This window comes from Nocardia sp. NPDC003482 (assembly GCF_053588115.1).
This window is the reverse complement of the sequence record NZ_JBSFPI010000010.1, coordinates 205190-220787: the sequence shown is the minus strand read 5'-3', so window position 1 is coordinate 220787 and position 15598 is coordinate 205190. Positions and strand designations below refer to the sequence as shown.

Annotated in this window: 19 protein-coding genes; 14 read left to right on the top strand and 5 right to left on the bottom strand. The window is 70.6% G+C overall.

What is annotated here, in order from left to right; translation table 11 throughout:
* The first annotated feature begins 46 nt into the window (after positions 1-46).
* From ACWDSJ_RS18180 to hisH, 5 genes are all read left to right on the top strand, one after another.
* Positions 47-652 (top strand): maleylpyruvate isomerase family mycothiol-dependent enzyme, encoded by a 606-nt coding sequence (locus ACWDSJ_RS18180; protein WP_450033227.1) that lies wholly within the window; start codon positions 47-49, stop codon positions 650-652.
* A gap of 107 nt (positions 653-759) precedes the next feature.
* Positions 760-2097 carry a histidinol dehydrogenase gene (gene hisD / locus ACWDSJ_RS18175; protein WP_450033288.1) on the top strand — a complete coding sequence of 446 codons (1338 nt, stop codon included), beginning with the start codon at positions 760-762 and terminating at the stop codon, positions 2095-2097.
* On the top strand, positions 2094-3212 hold the full coding sequence (locus ACWDSJ_RS18170) for a histidinol-phosphate transaminase (RefSeq protein ID WP_450033226.1): 1119 nt from the start codon (positions 2094-2096) through the stop codon (positions 3210-3212). The genes hisD and ACWDSJ_RS18170 overlap by 4 nt, the downstream gene beginning before the upstream one ends.
* Positions 3209-3829, top strand: coding sequence for an imidazoleglycerol-phosphate dehydratase HisB (hisB, locus tag ACWDSJ_RS18165; protein ID WP_387361819.1), 621 nt, complete (start codon positions 3209-3211; stop codon positions 3827-3829). The genes ACWDSJ_RS18170 and hisB overlap by 4 nt, the downstream gene beginning before the upstream one ends.
* Positions 3826-4458, top strand: a complete 633-nt coding sequence (hisH, locus tag ACWDSJ_RS18160; RefSeq protein WP_450033225.1) for an imidazole glycerol phosphate synthase subunit HisH — start codon at positions 3826-3828, stop codon at positions 4456-4458. Before hisB ends, hisH begins: the two co-directional genes overlap by 4 nt.
* Positions 4459-4482: 24 nt before the next feature.
* On the opposite strand, the gene ACWDSJ_RS18155 is transcribed toward hisH, so the two are convergent.
* The gene (locus ACWDSJ_RS18155; RefSeq protein WP_387361823.1) at positions 4483-4953 is read right to left on the bottom strand and encodes a hypothetical protein; all 471 of its coding nucleotides are present in this window, start codon (positions 4951-4953) and stop codon (positions 4483-4485) included.
* Between the two features lie 185 nt (positions 4954-5138).
* On the opposite strand from ACWDSJ_RS18155, the gene priA reads away from it, so the two are divergent.
* The 4 genes from priA to hisI are packed head-to-tail and all read left to right on the top strand — an operon-like array spanning position 5139 to position 7807.
* Entirely contained in the window at positions 5139-5870 is a 732-nt protein-coding gene (priA, locus tag ACWDSJ_RS18150; protein ID WP_450033224.1) for a bifunctional 1-(5-phosphoribosyl)-5-((5-phosphoribosylamino)methylideneamino)imidazole-4-carboxamide isomerase/phosphoribosylanthranilate isomerase PriA, read from the top strand.
* Positions 5871-5874: 4 nt separating this feature from the next.
* Entirely contained in the window at positions 5875-6696 is an 822-nt protein-coding gene (locus ACWDSJ_RS18145; RefSeq protein WP_450033223.1) for an inositol monophosphatase family protein, read from the top strand.
* Complete coding sequence (gene hisF / locus ACWDSJ_RS18140; protein ID WP_450033222.1) at positions 6693-7466, top strand: imidazole glycerol phosphate synthase subunit HisF; 774 nt, start codon at positions 6693-6695, stop codon at positions 7464-7466. Before ACWDSJ_RS18145 ends, hisF begins: the two co-directional genes overlap by 4 nt.
* A complete protein-coding gene (gene hisI, locus ACWDSJ_RS18135; RefSeq protein ID WP_450033221.1) occupies positions 7463-7807 on the top strand; it encodes a phosphoribosyl-AMP cyclohydrolase in 345 nt (114 codons plus the stop codon). The genes hisF and hisI overlap by 4 nt, the downstream gene beginning before the upstream one ends.
* Before the next feature lie 23 nt (positions 7808-7830).
* On the opposite strand, the gene ACWDSJ_RS18130 is transcribed toward hisI, so the two are convergent.
* From ACWDSJ_RS18130 to ACWDSJ_RS18115, 4 genes are all read right to left on the bottom strand, one after another.
* Positions 7831-8331 (bottom strand): MarR family winged helix-turn-helix transcriptional regulator, encoded by a 501-nt coding sequence (locus ACWDSJ_RS18130; RefSeq protein ID WP_387361833.1) that lies wholly within the window; start codon positions 8329-8331, stop codon positions 7831-7833.
* A gap of 154 nt (positions 8332-8485) precedes the next feature.
* Positions 8486-9079 (bottom strand): permease, encoded by a 594-nt coding sequence (locus tag ACWDSJ_RS18125; RefSeq protein WP_387361835.1) that lies wholly within the window; start codon positions 9077-9079, stop codon positions 8486-8488.
* Positions 9080-9138: 59 nt separating this feature from the next.
* The gene (locus tag ACWDSJ_RS18120) at positions 9139-9600 is read right to left on the bottom strand and encodes a peroxiredoxin (protein WP_450033220.1); all 462 of its coding nucleotides are present in this window, start codon (positions 9598-9600) and stop codon (positions 9139-9141) included.
* A gap of 52 nt (positions 9601-9652) precedes the next feature.
* Positions 9653-9970, bottom strand: a complete 318-nt coding sequence (locus ACWDSJ_RS18115; RefSeq protein WP_387361839.1) for a hypothetical protein — start codon at positions 9968-9970, stop codon at positions 9653-9655.
* Positions 9971-10098: 128 nt separating this feature from the next.
* Between ACWDSJ_RS18115 and ACWDSJ_RS18110 the strand changes: the two genes are divergently transcribed.
* The 5 genes from ACWDSJ_RS18110 to trpA all read left to right on the top strand — a co-directional run bounded on the left by ACWDSJ_RS18110 (position 10099) and on the right by trpA (position 15394).
* Positions 10099-11664: an anthranilate synthase component I gene (locus ACWDSJ_RS18110; RefSeq protein WP_450033219.1), complete on the top strand. Its 1566-nt coding sequence runs from the start codon at positions 10099-10101 to the stop codon at positions 11662-11664.
* Entirely contained in the window at positions 11661-12380 is a 720-nt protein-coding gene (locus ACWDSJ_RS18105) for a TIGR02234 family membrane protein (RefSeq protein WP_450033218.1), read from the top strand. Before ACWDSJ_RS18110 ends, ACWDSJ_RS18105 begins: the two co-directional genes overlap by 4 nt.
* A 145-nt stretch (positions 12381-12525) precedes the next feature.
* A complete protein-coding gene (gene trpC, locus ACWDSJ_RS18100) occupies positions 12526-13350 on the top strand; it encodes an indole-3-glycerol phosphate synthase TrpC (RefSeq protein WP_450033217.1) in 825 nt (274 codons plus the stop codon).
* Entirely contained in the window at positions 13347-14606 is a 1260-nt protein-coding gene (gene trpB / locus ACWDSJ_RS18095) for a tryptophan synthase subunit beta (protein ID WP_450033216.1), read from the top strand. Before trpC ends, trpB begins: the two co-directional genes overlap by 4 nt.
* A complete protein-coding gene (gene trpA / locus ACWDSJ_RS18090) occupies positions 14603-15394 on the top strand; it encodes a tryptophan synthase subunit alpha (RefSeq protein WP_450033215.1) in 792 nt (263 codons plus the stop codon). Before trpB ends, trpA begins: the two co-directional genes overlap by 4 nt.
* The last annotated feature ends 204 nt before the right edge of the window (positions 15395-15598 follow it).

Genomic DNA, 15598 nt, shown 5'->3' with positions numbered 1-15598 from the left:
GGTTTCCGGCGTTCCCGAATCATGGCGGTGGCGTTAGGCTTCGGGTATGAGCACGCGAGAGATGTTGCGGGGGGAGCGCGCCGAGTTGGTGGCGTTGCTGCGTGGGTTGTCGGATGCGGAGTGGTTGGCGCCGTCGTTGTGTGCGGGGTGGCGGGTGCGGGATGTGGTGGGGCATCTGTTGTACGACTCGGTTTCGCTGCTCGATTACGCGGGGGTGTCGGTGCGGAGCCGGTTGTCGTTCGATGGGACCAACAACGCGCTCGTGGATCGGTTCCGGTCGTTGTCGACGGCGGAGTTGGTGGATCGGCTGGAGAACTCCGGGGAGCACATCACGCGGTTCATGCCGGGGGTGGGGCTGGCGGACATGCTCGTTCATCAGCAGGACATTCGGCGGCCGCTCGGGAAGCCGCGCGAGATTCCGGCCGAGCGGTTGCGGTTCGTGCTGAGCCATCCGGATCCGTTCGCCCAGCCCAAGCGGTATGTCCGGGGGCTTCGGCTGGTCGCCACGGATGTGGAGTGGTCGCAGGGGTCCGGGCCGGAGGTGCGCGGGCCGGGGGAGGCGCTGGCCCTGGCGATGGTCGGGCGGGCGGTCGCGCTCGCCGATCTCGAGGGGGAGGGGCTGGAGACGTTGCGCGGGCGCATGCCGGGGTGAATCCGCACGCCGACGGCGGTGAATAACCATTGGCACCGACCCGATAGTCTGGTAGCTGGCCCTCGAGCCCTCCGATGACCAGCACCGACGAAGGATTCGCCACCGCCATGACATCCCGCATCGAGCTCGCCCGCGTCGATCTGCGCGGTCGTACTCCCACCGCCGCCGAGCTGCGCGCCGCGCTGCCGCGCGGGGGAGTCGACGTCGACTCGGTGCTGCATCGGGTGCGGCCGGTGGTCGAGGCGGTGCGCGATCGCGGGGTGGCCGCGGCCATCGAGTTCAGCGAGCGTTTCGACGGGGTCGCGCCCGCCGCGGTGCGGGTTCCGGCCGCCGAACTGGAACGGGCCCTGGCCGAACTCGATCCGGCCGTGCAGGCCGCGCTCGAGGTCGCCATCGCCCGCACCCGCGCCGTGCACGCCGACCAGCGCCGCACCGACACCACCACCCAGGTCGTGCCCGGCGGCACGGTGACCGAGCGCTGGGTGCCGGTCGAACGGGTCGGGCTGTACGTGCCCGGCGGCAATGCCGTCTACCCGTCCAGCGTCGTGATGAACGTGGTGCCCGCCCAGGCCGCGGGCGTCGAATCCCTCGTGGTCGCCTCGCCTCCGCAGGCGCGCTTCGGCGGGCTGCCGCATCCGACCATCCTGGCCGCCGCACGGCTGCTCGGCGTCGCGGAGGTGTGGGCGGTCGGCGGCGCGCAGGCCGTCGCGCTGCTGTCCTACGGCGGCACCGACACCGACGGCGCCCGCCTCGATCCGGTCGACATGATCACCGGCCCCGGCAACATCTACGTCACCGCCGCCAAACGGCTGTGCCGCGGCCTGGTCGGCATCGACGCCGAGGCCGGGCCCACCGAGATCGCCGTGCTCGCCGACGCCACCGCCGACCCCGCGCACGTCGCCGCCGACCTGATCAGCCAGGCCGAACACGATGTGCTCGCCGCCAGCGTGCTGGTCACCGACAGCGTCGAGCTGGCCGATGCCGTGGACGCCGCGATCAACGCGCAGCTGGACGTCGTCAAACATCGTGAGCGCGTGTCGGAGGCGTTGTCCGGCAAGCAATCCGGCGTCGTCCTCGTCGACGACATCGCGCAGGGCCTGCGCGTGGTCAACGCCTACGCCGCCGAACACCTCGAGATCCAGACCGCCGACGCGCCCGCCGTCGCGGCCCGGGTGCGCAGTGCCGGAGCGGTTTTCGTGGGGCCGTGGTCCCCGGTCAGCCTCGGCGACTACTGCGCGGGCTCCAATCACGTCCTGCCCACCGCGGGCTGCGCCCGGCACTCCTCGGGGCTGAGCGTGCAGACCTTCCTGCGCGGCATCCACGTGGTCGACTACAGCGAGGCCGCGCTGAAAGACGTTGCCGGACATGTGGTCGCGCTCGCCGACGCCGAGGATCTGCCCGCGCACGGGCAGGCCGTGCGGATCCGATTCGAGGCGCTGTCGTGACCGCCCCCGGTTCGGCCGTCACCCTCGACGATCTGCCGCTGCGGGAGGCCCTGCGCGGTAAAAAGCCTTACGGCGCACCGCAATTGACGGTTCCGGTGCAGCTGAACACCAACGAGAATCCGCATCCGCCCAGCCGGGCGCTGATCGACGATGTCGCCGAGGCCATTCGCGCCGCCGCCGCCGACCTGCACCGTTACCCGGATCGGGACGCGGTCGCGCTGCGCGGTGACCTCGCGGCGTATCTGACCCGGCAGACCGGGGTGGCGCTGGACGTGTCGAACGTGTGGGCGGCCAACGGGTCCAACGAGATCCTGCAACAGCTGTTGCAGGCGTTCGGCGGAAGCGGCCGCAGCGCAATGGGTTTCGTGCCGTCCTACTCGATGCACCCGATCATCTCCGAGGGCATCGACACCGAATGGGTCGAGGCCAAGCGCGCCGCGGACTTCTCCCTCGACGTCGACTACGCGCTCGCCTGCATCGGTGAACGCCGCCCCGACATCGTCTTCGTGACCAGCCCCAACAATCCCACCGGGCACAGCATTCCGCTCGCCGATCTGGTTCGCGTCCTCGACGCGGCCCCGGGGCTGGTGATCGTGGACGAGGCGTACGCCGAATTCTCCGGCGCGCCCAGCGCGATCGAGCTGATCGATCGCTATCCGGCGAAACTCGTTGTGACCCGGACGATGTCGAAGGCGTTCGCGTTCGCCGGGGGACGGCTGGGGTATCTGGCCGCCGCGCCCGCGGTGATCGACGCGCTGCTGCTGGTGCGACTGCCCTATCACCTGTCGGTGGTCACGCAGGCGGCCGCGCGGGCGGCGCTGCGGCACGCCGACGAGACGCTGGCCTCGGTCGCCGAACTCGCCGCCCAGCGCGACCGGGTGGCGAAGGCGTTGCGCGAGATGGGTTTCGAGGTCGCCCCGAGCGACGCGAACTTCCTGCTGTTCGGCCGGTTCGCCGATGCCCCGGCGGCCTGGCAGAAGTACCTGGACGAGGGCGTGCTCATCCGCGACGTCGGCATCCCCGGCTATCTGCGGACCACGATCGGCCTCGCCGCCGAGAACGACGAATTCCTGCGGGTCAGCGCGAAGCTGGTCGGGACGGAGGTGGTGTCATGAGTGAGAACCGGACCGCGCGGGTGGAACGCACCACCAAGGAGTCCAGCATCGTCGTCGAGCTGGATCTCGACGGCACCGGGCGGACCGACATCGCCACCGGCGTGCCGTTCTACGACCACATGCTCACCGCGCTCGGCGCGCACGCCAGCTTCGATCTGTCGGTGCGCGCGGAGGGCGACATCGAGATCGAGGCGCATCACACCGTCGAGGACACCGCCATCGTGTTCGGGCAGGCCCTGGGTAAGGCGCTCGGCGACAAGCAGGGCATCCGGCGGTTCGGCGACGCGTTCATCCCGATGGACGAGACCCTCGCGCACGCCGCGGTCGACGTCTCCGGGCGACCCTACTGTGTGCACACCGGCGAGCCGGAACACCTGCTGCACACCGTGATTCCGACCAACGGGCCCGGCGCGCCCTATTCGACCGTGTTGAACCGGCACGTCTTCGAGTCGATCGCGCTGAACGCCCGCATCGCCCTGCACGTTCGGGTGCTCTACGGCCGCGACCAGCATCACGTCACCGAGGCCGAATACAAGGCGGTGGCACGGGCTTTGCGCGCGGCGGTGGAGTACGACCCGCGGGTGTCGGGCGTCCCGTCGACGAAGGGAACGCTGTGAGCAAGACCGTCGCGCTGCTCGACTACGGCTCGGGCAATCTGCACTCGGCGCAGCGCGCGCTGATCCGCGCGGGCGCCGACGTCACCGTCACCGCCGACCACGAGATCGCCTTGGCCGCGGACGGTTTGGTGGTGCCCGGCGTCGGCGCGTTCGCCGCCTGCATGGACGGGCTGCGGTCGGTGCGCGGGGAACGCATCATCGGCAAGCGGCTGGCCGGGGGGCGGCCGGTGCTCGGCATCTGCGTGGGGATGCAGATCCTGTTCGCGCGCGGCGTCGAATTCGGGGTGGAGAGCGAGGGCTGCGCCGAATGGCCCGGCACCGTCGAACGCCTGCCCGCCCCCATCCTGCCGCACATGGGCTGGAACACCGTGTCCGCGCCCGCCGACAGCGTCCTGTTCGCGGGCATGGACGCCGACACCCGCTTCTACTTCGTGCACTCCTACGCCGCCCAGAAATGGGAGTGGACCGACGAGGGCACGCTGTCCCCGGCCCGCCTCACCTGGGCCGAACACGGCGGGCCGTTCCTGGCCGCGGTCGAGAACGGGCCCCTGAGCGCGACCCAGTTCCACCCGGAGAAGTCCGGGGACGCGGGGGCCGCGCTGCTGCGGAACTGGGTGGCGTCGCTGTAGGGCGAGGCGGCTCGCCGTAACCCCTTACGTCTGGACCGGATCCACGTGGTCGGCGAGCCAGCGGCCGTCGACGTTGCCGAGGTTTACGCGCAGGACCGTGCGGTTGGGGCGGGGGATGCCGAAGGTGGCGTCGCTGCGGGTGTTCTGGTCGACGGTGACGACGGTTTGCGCGTGGGCGGGATCGGAGGTGTCGGTGCGGCATTCGACGGCGACGGCCTCGGCGCGGGTGTGCGCGGCCTCGGCGCGGGCGCGGCGGTCCTCGGCGGAACCCTCGAACTGGCCGCGGAACTCGCCGGTGGAGCGGTCCAGGACGCGGCGGGTGTAGTCGTCGTAGTTGGCGTAGTCGTAGGTGGTGAACTGCCAGCCGAAATCGCAGGCCGCCTGGGTCAGCGGATCGGTGGGCGCGGCGCCGGCGGGCGGGGCCGCCAGGGCGATGGTCGCGACGAACGCCGATGGCAGTGCGAACGCCAAGCGCCGCAAGCACATCCGGGACATGGCTCACCCCTCGTGGTCGATGACGTGGACAAACGACTCGGTGTCCGGGCCCCCGCACCATGACACATCCTCTGTCATCTGTTTCCCGCCGACCGGCCCGTCAAACCCCCGGCACCGCGTGACCGGCGTCCCAAACGGGACATCCCGATGCGGGAAACGGGAAGTCAGCCCAGTAAGCTGCGCACGTGAGTCTTGTGCTGCTACCCGCCGTCGATGTCGCCAATGGTGAGGCCGTGCGCCTGGTCCAGGGGGAGGCCGGGAGCGAAACCAGCTACGGCGCGCCGCGCGACGCCGCGCTCGCCTGGCAGGAGGCCGGGGCCGAGTGGGTGCACCTCGTGGACCTCGACGCCGCCTTCGGGCGCGGCTCCAATCGGGACCTGCTCGCCGAGGTCGTCGGCGAACTCGACGTGAAGGTCGAACTGTCCGGCGGCATCCGCGACGACGAGTCGCTGAAGGCCGCCCTGGCCACCGGCTGCGCCCGGGTCAACATCGGCACCGCCGCCCTCGAGGATCCGGCGTGGTGCGCCCGCGCGATCGGCGAATACGGCGACAAGATCGCCGTCGGTCTCGACGTGCGGCTCATCGACGGCGAGTACCGGCTGCGCGGGCGCGGCTGGGTCAGCGACGGCGGCGACCTGTGGGAGGTGCTCGAACGCCTCGAACGCGACGGCTGCACCCGCTACGTCGTCACCGACGTCACCAAGGACGGCACCCTCACCGGCCCCAATCTGGATCTGCTGCGCGAGGTCGCCAATGCCGCCGAGGCCCCGGTGATCGCGTCGGGCGGGGTGTCCACCCTCGACGATCTGCGGGCCATCGCGGAGCTGACCGACGACGGGGTGGAGGGCGCGATCGTCGGAAAGGCGCTCTACGCGGGCCGATTCACGTTGCCCGACGCGCTGGCGGCGGTGCGCTGAGGCGATGACCGTCCGGGACCGCAGCGCGCTGCTCGCCACGGCGAGCGAGATTTTGGATTCGGCCACAGCGCGTTTCGCCGAGGGGATCGGCGCGCCCAGCGCGGTGCAGAAGGGCCGCGGCGACTTCGCCACCGCCCTGGACCTCGAACTCGAGCGCACCCTCTCCGCGCGGCTGCGCGAACACACCGGAATCCCGGTGCACGGCGAGGAGTTCGGCGGCCCCGAACTCAGCTCCGGCACGGCGTGGGTGCTCGACCCGATCGACGGCACCTTCAACTACTCCAACGGGCATCCGCTGTCGGGGATGCTGCTGGCGCTGGTCGACGACGGCGAACCGGTGCTCGGCCTGACCTGGCTGCCGCTGCTCGGCCGCCGCTACGCCGCCACCCTCGACGGGCCGGTGCTGTTGGACGGAAAACCGTTGCCGCCCTTGGCTTCCGCGCGGCTGTCCGATGTGATGATCGGCTTCGGGGCGTTCAACATCGACAGCCACGGCCGCATCCCCGGGCGGTTCCGCTTCGATCTGCTCGGCGCGCTGAGCCGGTTGTCGGGGCGGATGCGCATGCACGGCTCGACCGGCATCGACCTGGCGTTCACCGCCTCCGGGGTGCTCGGCGGCGCGATCGTGTTCGGCCATCACCCCTGGGACAACGCCGCCGGGGTGGTGCTGGTGCGCGCGGCCGGGGGCGTGGTCACCGATCTGCGCGGCGAGGAGTGGACGCTGGACTCCAAATCCGTGCTGGCCGCCGCGCCCGGGGTGCACGCCGAACTGCTCGAGATGATCGATATCGCGGTCGAGAGCGCCGCGGAGGAGAGGACCGAATGACCCTCGCCGTACGCGTGATTCCGTGCCTGGACGTGGACGCCGGGCGGGTGGTGAAGGGCGTGAACTTCGAGAACCTGCGCGACGCGGGCGATCCGGTGGAACTGGCCGCCGCCTACGACGCCCAGGGCGCGGACGAGTTGACCTTCCTCGACGTCACCGCCTCCTCCGGCGACCGCGGCACCATGATCGATGTGGTGACCCGCACGGCGGAGCAGATCTTCATCCCGCTCACCGTCGGCGGTGGCGTGCGCACGGTCGACGACGTGGACCGGCTGCTGCGCGCGGGCGCGGACAAGGTCTCGGTCAACACCGCGGCCATCGCCGCGCCGGAGATCCTGCGCGAGATGTCGGAGCGGTTCGGCTCGCAGTGCATCGTGTTGTCGGTGGACGCGCGCCGCGTGCCGGAGGGCAATCCGCCGACCCCGTCGGGCTGGGAGGTCACCACGCACGGCGGCAAGCGCAGCACCGGCATCGACGCGATCGAATGGGCCGCGCGCGGAGCCGAATTGGGGGTCGGGGAGATCCTGTTGAACTCGATGGACGCCGACGGCACCAAGGCCGGATTCGATCTGGCCATGCTCACCGCGGTGCGCGCGGCGGTGTCGGTGCCGATCATCGCCAGCGGCGGCGCGGGCGCGGTCGGCGATTTCGTCCCGGCCGTGCGGACGGGCGCGGACGCGGTGCTGGCCGCGAGCGTGTTCCACTTCGGCGACCTGACCATTGCGCAGGTCAAGGACGCCATGCGGGCCGAAGGTATCGTCGTACGGTGACCACGAGTTTGGATCCGGCCATCGCGGCCCGCCTCAAGCGCAACGAGGCCGGGCTCGTCGCGGCCATCGCGCAGGAACGCGCCACCGGCGCCGTGCTGATGATGGCGTGGATGGACGACGAGGCCCTCGCGCGCACGCTGGCCACCCGCAAGGCCACCTACTATTCGCGCTCGCGGCAGCAGTACTGGGTCAAGGGCGAGACGTCCGGGCACACCCAGTACGTGCACGAGGTCCGCCTCGACTGCGACGGCGACGCCCTGCTGCTGATCGTCGATCAGGAGGGCGCGGCCTGCCACACCGGCACCCACACCTGCTGGGACGGGGACGTCCTGCTCGGCTGAGAGTCCTTGCGGCCCTTCGGGATTCAGTCCCCGGGCGGGCTGGGGCGTCCGCTGGACTGCCCGATGCCCCGCTCGACCCCGAGCTCGAGCTGGCGGACCAGCGCCGTGGCCAGTTCGAGCAGCTCCCGGGTCTGGTTCTCGTCCAGCCCGTCGAACACCAGCCCGCGCACGGCGTCGAGATAGCCGGGCGTCGCCTCCTGCACCTTGCGGAAGCCCGCGTCGGTGAGTACGGCGTGCGCGCCGCGGCGGCCGGGCAGCACCTCGCGATGGGCCCAGCCGAGCCGTTCCAGTTTGGTCACGACATGCGACAGGCGGGATAGCGAGGCATTTGCCTTATAGGCGAGTTCGCTCAACTGAAGGCGATGACCGGCCTCTTCGGAAAGCACTGCCATGACCAGATATTCGAAGTGAGTGACCCCCGACTCGCGCTGTAGCTGCGTGTCCATCGCCGCGGGCAGCCGCGTCGTCAGCGCGACAAGTGTTCGCCACGCTTGCTGTTCGATGGGATCCAACCACTTCGTCACTTCGCGACCTCTCTTGCAGCCAAGTGACGTGATTTCATTGGCAATCTGACTACTTATCGAGACTTCAATTCACGGTCACTCGCGGCCTCAAGTTTGCCACGGTTTCGCTCGCTGGCAACCCCGTTCCGAATGACGTGACATCTATCACCACTGGTCAGACGCCCGGATCGGGGTATTCGCCCGGTGGCGGCGCGGGCGCGACCGGGCGCGCTGCGGTGTCGGCTCGATGTTTGCCTCCGCGCTTGCGCAGCCGCCGGCGGGTCAGCAGGAACAGCAGCAGCACGAACAAGACGGCCGCGACGATCGCGCCGACGAGCGTCGCCCCGCGGAAGCCGGGCGCGTCGACGTCGAGGACGCGCTCACCGGCGTGCGCGGCGTTGCTGCCGCCCGCGACGATCGACAGCGTCATGAGATTGGGGAGCGCGGCGACGATCGCCAGCACGGCCGCGGCCCCGGCGACGAACCGGCCCCCGCGCCGCCGCCACATCAGCGCGGCCGCGAGCAACAGCAGCAGCGGTATGAGCGTGCCCGCGAAGCCCAGCACGAGCCCGGACCAGATGCCCTTGGCGAAACTGCCGTGCCCGGACATGTCCGAGACGCGCTGCGCCCACCACCTCGGAATGAACGCGGACAGCACCAGATACGCGATGACCAGCACCACGATCACCAGCCCGAGGCCGATGATCCGGTTGCGCCACGGGTGCGCGGATCCGGTGCCGGAAGGTTGCTCCACGGTCGGCGACGTCATACCCCACAGGGTATGCGCTCGACCGCCGCTCGGGTCGTTGTGCCGAATGGCGTTTCGGATCAGCCCTTTCGCTGGCGCAGGAACTCCAGCGCGGCGTCCGCATGGTGATTCGCCCGCAGTTCGCTCGCGATCACGGTGAGAATGGTTCCGTCCGTATCGATGACGAACGTCTGCCGCTTGACCGGGGCCAGCTTGCCGAGCAGGCCGCGCTTGACGCCGAACTGCTCGGCGACCGTGCCGTCGGCGTCGGACAGCACCGGATAGGCCAGGCCCTGCTTGTCGGCGAAGCCCGCCTGGGTGTCCACCGAATCGGTGCTGATGCCCGCGCAGGACGCGCCGAGGGCGGCGAATTCGGCCGTGAGATCGCGGAAGTGGCACGCCTCGGCCGTGCACACCGGGGTGTTGGCGGCCGGATAGAAGAACAACACCAGCGGCCCGTCGGCCAGTAGTGCGTCGAGGGAGCGGGCGGTGCCCGTCTGATCGGGCAGTTCGAACCGGGGAGCGCGCTGGCCTTGCTTCATGACAGGGACAGTACCGGGCGCGCGACGCGCCCGGCACCGCTGCGAGAGGCGGTCAGACGCCGAGCAGCGCGGCCACTTCCGGGTTCTTGATCTGCATGACGTCGAGGATGCCGTGCGCCTTGAGGAACGGCTTCAGTTCCCTGATGCGGTCGGTGTGCTCGGCGTACTCCTGCGGGAAGTTGCCGGGATCGAGGCTCTCCAGCGCCTTGACGTAGGTGACGAACGAGGCGAGCGCGTTGTGCTTGCCCGGCACGAGCGGGGGCGCCTGGTTCATGTTCATCATCCGGGGCGGCTGGGTGGGCATGCCGCCCATCGGCTGTCCGGCAGCGCGCCGCGGACCCTCCTTCGACGTCGGCTGCGAGGGGTACATCGCGGGGAACTCCTCTCTCGGGTGGCTTGTGTTCGTCCTACTTATTCGTGGCCGGACCGGGCTCGGCTGTGTGTGAATGCCGCGGGGTCCGCCGAAACCCGGTTGTCCGTGCCTGGAATGATGAAGAAATGCACGGCCCCGCAACCGACCGTCTCGGAGAGTCCACCACCACGACCCGCGAGCAGTTCCGAGCGCTGGCGGCCGAGCACCGCGTGGTGCCGGTGGTCCGAAAGGTGTTGGCGGACTCGGAGACTCCGCTGTCGACGTATCGCAAGCTGGCCGCCGATCGGGCGGGCACGTTCCTGCTCGAGTCCGCGGAGAACGGGCGCTCGTGGTCGCGCTGGTCGTTCATCGGGGCGGGCAGTCCCAGCGCGTTGACCGTGGTGGACGGGGAGGCGGCCTGGCTCGGCGCGGCGCCCGCCGACGCGCCGTCGGGGGACGAACCGCTGCTCGCCCTGCGGGACACGCTCGAACTCCTGCGCACCGAACGGCTGCCCGGCCTGCCGCCGCTGACCGGCGGGTTGGTCGGCTACTTCGCCTACGACATCGTGCGCCGCCTCGAACGCCTGCCCGAACACGCCGCCGACGATCTGCGCGTGCCGGACATGGTGATGCTGCTGGCCACCGATCTGGCCGCGTTCGACCATCACGAGGGCGCGATCACGCTCATCGCCAACGCCGTGAACTGGAACGGCACCGACGAGCGGGTCGACGAGGCGTACGACGACGCGCTCGCGCGCCTGGACCGGATGACCGCCGCGCTGGCCGCGCCCGCCGAGTCGACGGTGTCGATCTTCGACCGGCCCGAGCCGGACTACCGGCGCCGCCGCACGGCCGAGGAGTTCGGCGCGGGGGTGCGGCGGCTGGTCGAGGAGATCGAGGCGGGCGAGGCGTTCCAGGTGGTGCTGTCGCAGCGGTTCGAGATGGACTACGACGGCAGCCCGCTGGATCTGTACCGGATGCTGCGGGCGTCGAATCCGAGCCCGTACATGTATCTGCTGCACGTGCCGGACGGGTCGGGCGGCACCGCGTTCTCCATCGTCGGGTCCAGCCCGGAATCGCTGGTGACGGTGAAGGAGGGCGTCGCCACCACCCATCCGATCGCCGGAACCCGTTGGCGCGGAACGACTCTCGAGGACGATGTGCTGCTCGAGAAGGATCTGCTGGCCGACGAGAAGGAGAACGCCGAGCATCTGATGCTCGTCGATCTGGGCCGCAACGATCTGGGCCGGGTGTGCCGGCCGGGCACCGTGCGCGTCACCGACTACCGGCACGTCGAGCGCTACAGCCATGTGATGCATCTGGTTTCGACGGTCTCGGGCACGCTCGCCGAGGGCCGCATCGCGCTCGACGCGGTGCAGGCGTGCTTCCCCGCGGGCACGCTGTCGGGCGCGCCGAAGGTGCGGGCGATGGAACTCATCGAGGAACTCGAGCCCACCCGGCGCGGCGTCTACGCGGGCGTGGTCGGCTATCTCGACTTCGCGGGCGACGCGGACACCGCCATCGCCATTCGCACCGCCCTGCTCAAGGACGGCATCGCCTACGTCCAGGCGGGCGCGGGCATCGTCGCCGACTCCAAGGCCGAATACGAGGACGCCGAGTCCCGCAACAAGGCCATGGCCGTCCTCAAGGCCGTCGCCGCCGCCCGCACCGTCCGCACCTTCGCCCCCGATATCGACGGCAAGGCCGAATGAGCTCCCCGGGAACCGAACCGCCGCAAGGGGATTCGAGCGAGGCGGGCGGGAAGCCGCGACGGTATCCGGTGGGGGCGGTGGTGTTGCTGGTGATCGCGGCGGGGGCGTTGTGGGCGTCGTCGCGGCTGACGTGGGTGACGTTGCGGTCGTCGGACGGGTTGACCGAGCCGCGGACGCGGGAGTTGAACGGGGGCTTGTGGTTCGGGGCCATGACGCCGCTTGCGCTGGTGTTGCTCGCGGCGGTCGCGGCGGTGCTGGCGACGCGCGGATGGCTGCGGCGGCTGGTGGGGGTGGTGGTCGCGGTCGTGGCGGCGATGGCCGCCGTGCCGGGGTTCGCCCTGCTCACCCACCACGGCAAGGTGGCCGAACGGGCCGCGCGGCTGGCCGAACTGCCCGCGCGGGCGCAGGTCGAGCAGGTCACCACGGCCGCGTTCCCGGCGCTGCTGAGCGTTCTCGGCGCGCTGGCCGCGTTCGCTGCGGGAGTGTTGCTGGCCCGGATGCCGCAGACCTCGCCCCGGCTCTCGGGCCGGTACGACAATCCGGTCTTCCGGCGGGCCGACGCGGCCGGGCAGGTCGCGCAGCGGCAGGCGAAAGCCGCCGCGCCGCAAGCGGATTCGAGCGAATCCGCCGAGCCGGGGCAGCTGTCGGAGCGGGTGCTGTGGGACGCGCTGGACGCCGGAACCGACCCCACCGACGACGATCCCGGCCGCCGATGAACGCCCCGCCACGCCGTCGCCATACCGAACACCCCGCCTTCGGTGCGCGAAACATAGCCATTTACTCTTTATCAGCATCGGTGAGACAGCGCCTGGGGGGATTCTCAGGCAGCAAGTCCGTCTCCCCAGAAAGGATTCGAGCCAGATGACGGTACTCGACTCGATTCTCGACGGGGTCCGTGCGGATGTGGCCGCTCGGGAAGCCCTCCTGGATTTCCAGGCCGTCAAGAAGGCCGCCGCCGCGACGCCCCCGCCGCGCAACGGACTCGCCGCGCTGCATCAGGACGGGGTCGGAGTCATCGCCGAGGTCAAGCGCGCCAGCCCCTCGAAGGGTTCGCTGGCCGACATCCCCGACCCGGCCCAGTTGGCCAAGGCGTACGAGGACGGCGGCGCGCGCATCATCAGCGTCCTCACCGAACAGCGCCGCTTCCACGGCTCGCTCGACGACCTGGACGCCGTGCGCGCGGTGGTCGACGTGCCGATCCTGCGCAAGGACTTCGTCGTCGGCCCGTACCAGATCCACGAGGCTCGCGCCCACGGCGCCGACGTCATCCTGCTGATCGTGGCCGCCCTGGAACAGGACGTGCTGTCCTCGCTCATCGATCGCACCGAATCGCTGGGCATGACCGCCCTGGTCGAGGTGCACACCGAGGAGGAGGCCGATCGCGCGCTCACCGCGGGCGCGTCGGTCATCGGCGTCAACGCCCGCAACCTCAAGACCCTCGAGGTCGATCGCGACGTCTTCGCCCGCATCGCCCCCGGCCTGCCGACCGAGGTGATCCGGGTGGCCGAGTCCGGCGTCAACGGCACCGCCGACCTGCTCGCCTACGCGGGCGCGGGCGCGGACGCCGTGCTCGTCGGCGAGAGCCTGGTCACCAGCGGCGATCCGCGCGTGGCGGTCTCCGAACTGGTCACCGCGGGCACCCATCCGTCCTGCCCGCGCCCGCTGCGCCGGGGAGCCACCCGATGACCGACGCCTCGACGGCCCTGCCGCAGGCCAGCGCGGGCATCGCCCAGCGCAGCCACGAACCCGATCCGGGTGGTCACTTCGGCGTCTACGGCGGCAGGCACGTGCCCGAGGCGCTGATGGCGGTGATCGAGGAGGTCACCGCCGAGTACGACAAGGTGCGCGTCGATCCGGCCTTCCTGAACGAGCTCGACCGGTTGCAGCGCGACTACACCGGCCGGCCGTCGCCGGTCTTCGAGTGCACGCGCCTCGCCGAGCACGCGGGCGGCGCGCGGATCCTGCTCAAGCGGGAAGACCTGAACCACACCGGATCTCACAAGATCAACAATGTGCTGGGGCAGGCGCTGCTCGCCAAGCGGATGGGCAAGTCGCGGGTCATCGCCGAGACGGGCGCGGGACAGCACGGCGTCGCCACCGCGACCGCGTGCGCGCTGCTCGGCCTGGACTGCGTGGTCTACATGGGCGCGGTCGACACCGCGCGGCAGGCGCTGAACGTGGCCCGGATGCGGTTGCTCGGCGCGCGGGTCGTGTCGGTGACCACCGGGTCGCAGACCCTCAAGGACGCCATCAACGAGGCGTTGCGCGACTGGGTCACCAATGCCGACGACACCTACTACTGCTTCGGTACGGCCGCGGGGCCGCATCCGTTCCCGCTGATGGTGCGCGACTTCCAGCGCGTCGTCGGGCTGGAGGCGCGCGCCCAGGTGCTCGCGCTGACCGGTCGGCTGCCCGATGCCGTAACCGCTTGTGTCGGTGGGGGTTCCAACGCGATCGGCATCTTCCACCCGTTCCTCGAGGACACCGGCGTGCGGCTGATCGGGTTCGAGGCGGCGGGCGACGGCGTCGAAACCGGAAGGCACGCGGCCACTTTCACGGGTGGCCGGCCGGGGGCGTTCCAGGGCGCGTACTCCTACCTGTTGCAGGACGAGGACGGCCAGACCATCGAATCCCATTCCATCTCAGCGGGTTTGGACTATCCCGGCGTCGGGCCCGAGCACGCCTACCTCAAGGACATCGGCCGCGCCGAGTACCGTCCGATCACCGATGTCGAGGCGATGGACGCGCTGCTGCTGCTGTCCCGGACCGAGGGCATCATCCCGGCCATCGAATCCGCGCACGCCGTCGCGGGCGCGGTGGCGCTGGGCCGGGAACTGGGCGAGGGCGCGATCGTGCTGGTGAACCTGTCCGGTCGCGGCGACAAGGACATGGACACCGCGGCCCGCTGGTTCGGGCTGTTCGACGAGGAGACCGTGCAGTGAGTCGTCTGGGCAACACCTTCGCCGCCTGCCGTGCCGAGAACCGGGCCGCGCTGATCGGCTACCTGCCCGCCGGGTTCCCGGATCTGGCCGGTTCGATCGCCACCTGCACCGCGATGGTCGAATCCGGTTGCGACATCATCGAAGTCGGCGTCGCCTACTCCGATCCGGTGATGGACGGACCCACCATCCAGGCCGCCACCGAACAGGCGCTGCGCGGCGGGGTGCGGGTGCGCGACGTGTTCGCCGTCGTCGAGGCGATCAGCGCGGCGGGCGGCAGGCCGGTGGTCATGACGTACTGGAATCCCGTGTTGCAGTACGGCGTCGACCGTTTCGCCCGCGATCTGGCCGCCGCGGGTGGCCTCGGCATGATCACCCCCAATCTCATCCCCGAGGAGGCCGACGACTGGTTCGCCGCCTCGCGCGCCCACGACCTGGACCGCATCTTCCTCGTCGCCCCCTCCTCCACCGAGGAGCGCCTGGTCTCGACCCTCGAGGCCACCAGCGGTTTCGTCTACGCCGCCTCCACCATGGGCGTCACGGGAGCCCGCGACACCGTCTCCTCGACGGCCCCCGAACTGTGCGCCCGCGTCCGCGCCCACTCCGACATCCCCATCGGCGTCGGCCTCGGCGTCCGCAACGGCACCCAGGCCGCCGAGATCGCCGCCTACGCGGACGGGGTGATCGTGGGTTCGGCCCTGGTCTCGGCGGCGGCGGAGAGTCTCGACGCGGTGCGGACGCTGACGGCCGAATTGGCCGAGGGCGTGCGCTCGGCGACCGTCGCCTCCTGACCGCGAAATCAGCGTGGGTCGCGCGCTGCCCGGGTGTCCAGATGATCGCTGGGTAAGCTGGGCGCGTGGACTCCATTTCCAAGGTCGTCGTGCGCCGACGCCTCCACGACAAGGATCCGGACAGGGCGTGGTGGCGCAAACGTCCGGTCTCCGAGCGGGTCGCGCACGTGGAGGAACTTCGAGCCGATTACTACGGTTGGGGGC

Bases quoted from the DNA above. Each gene is read 5' to 3' on its own strand.
- ACWDSJ_RS18120 (WP_450033220.1), bottom strand. From the start codon at position 9,600: ATGAAGCAAGGCCAGCGCGCTCCCCGGTTCGAACTGCCCGATCAGACG.
- trpB (WP_450033216.1), top strand. From the start codon at position 13,347: ATGACCGACGCCTCGACGGCCCTGCCGCAGGCCAGCGCGGGCATCGCC.
- ACWDSJ_RS18105 (WP_450033218.1), top strand. From the start codon at position 11,661: ATGAGCTCCCCGGGAACCGAACCGCCGCAAGGGGATTCGAGCGAGGCG.
- ACWDSJ_RS18115 (WP_387361839.1), bottom strand. From the start codon at position 9,970: ATGTACCCCTCGCAGCCGACGTCGAAGGAGGGTCCGCGGCGCGCTGCC.
- ACWDSJ_RS18125 (WP_387361835.1), bottom strand. From the start codon at position 9,079: ATGACGTCGCCGACCGTGGAGCAACCTTCCGGCACCGGATCCGCGCAC.
- ACWDSJ_RS18145 (WP_450033223.1), top strand. From the start codon at position 5,875: ATGACCGTCCGGGACCGCAGCGCGCTGCTCGCCACGGCGAGCGAGATT.
- hisD (WP_450033288.1), top strand. From the start codon at position 760: ATGACATCCCGCATCGAGCTCGCCCGCGTCGATCTGCGCGGTCGTACT.
- ACWDSJ_RS18155 (WP_387361823.1), bottom strand. From the start codon at position 4,953: ATGTCCCGGATGTGCTTGCGGCGCTTGGCGTTCGCACTGCCATCGGCG.
- ACWDSJ_RS18110 (WP_450033219.1), top strand. From the start codon at position 10,099: ATGCACGGCCCCGCAACCGACCGTCTCGGAGAGTCCACCACCACGACC.
- hisF (WP_450033222.1), top strand. From the start codon at position 6,693: ATGACCCTCGCCGTACGCGTGATTCCGTGCCTGGACGTGGACGCCGGG.
- hisB (WP_387361819.1), top strand. From the start codon at position 3,209: ATGAGTGAGAACCGGACCGCGCGGGTGGAACGCACCACCAAGGAGTCC.
- ACWDSJ_RS18180 (WP_450033227.1), top strand. From the start codon at position 47: ATGAGCACGCGAGAGATGTTGCGGGGGGAGCGCGCCGAGTTGGTGGCG.
- trpC (WP_450033217.1), top strand. From the start codon at position 12,526: ATGACGGTACTCGACTCGATTCTCGACGGGGTCCGTGCGGATGTGGCC.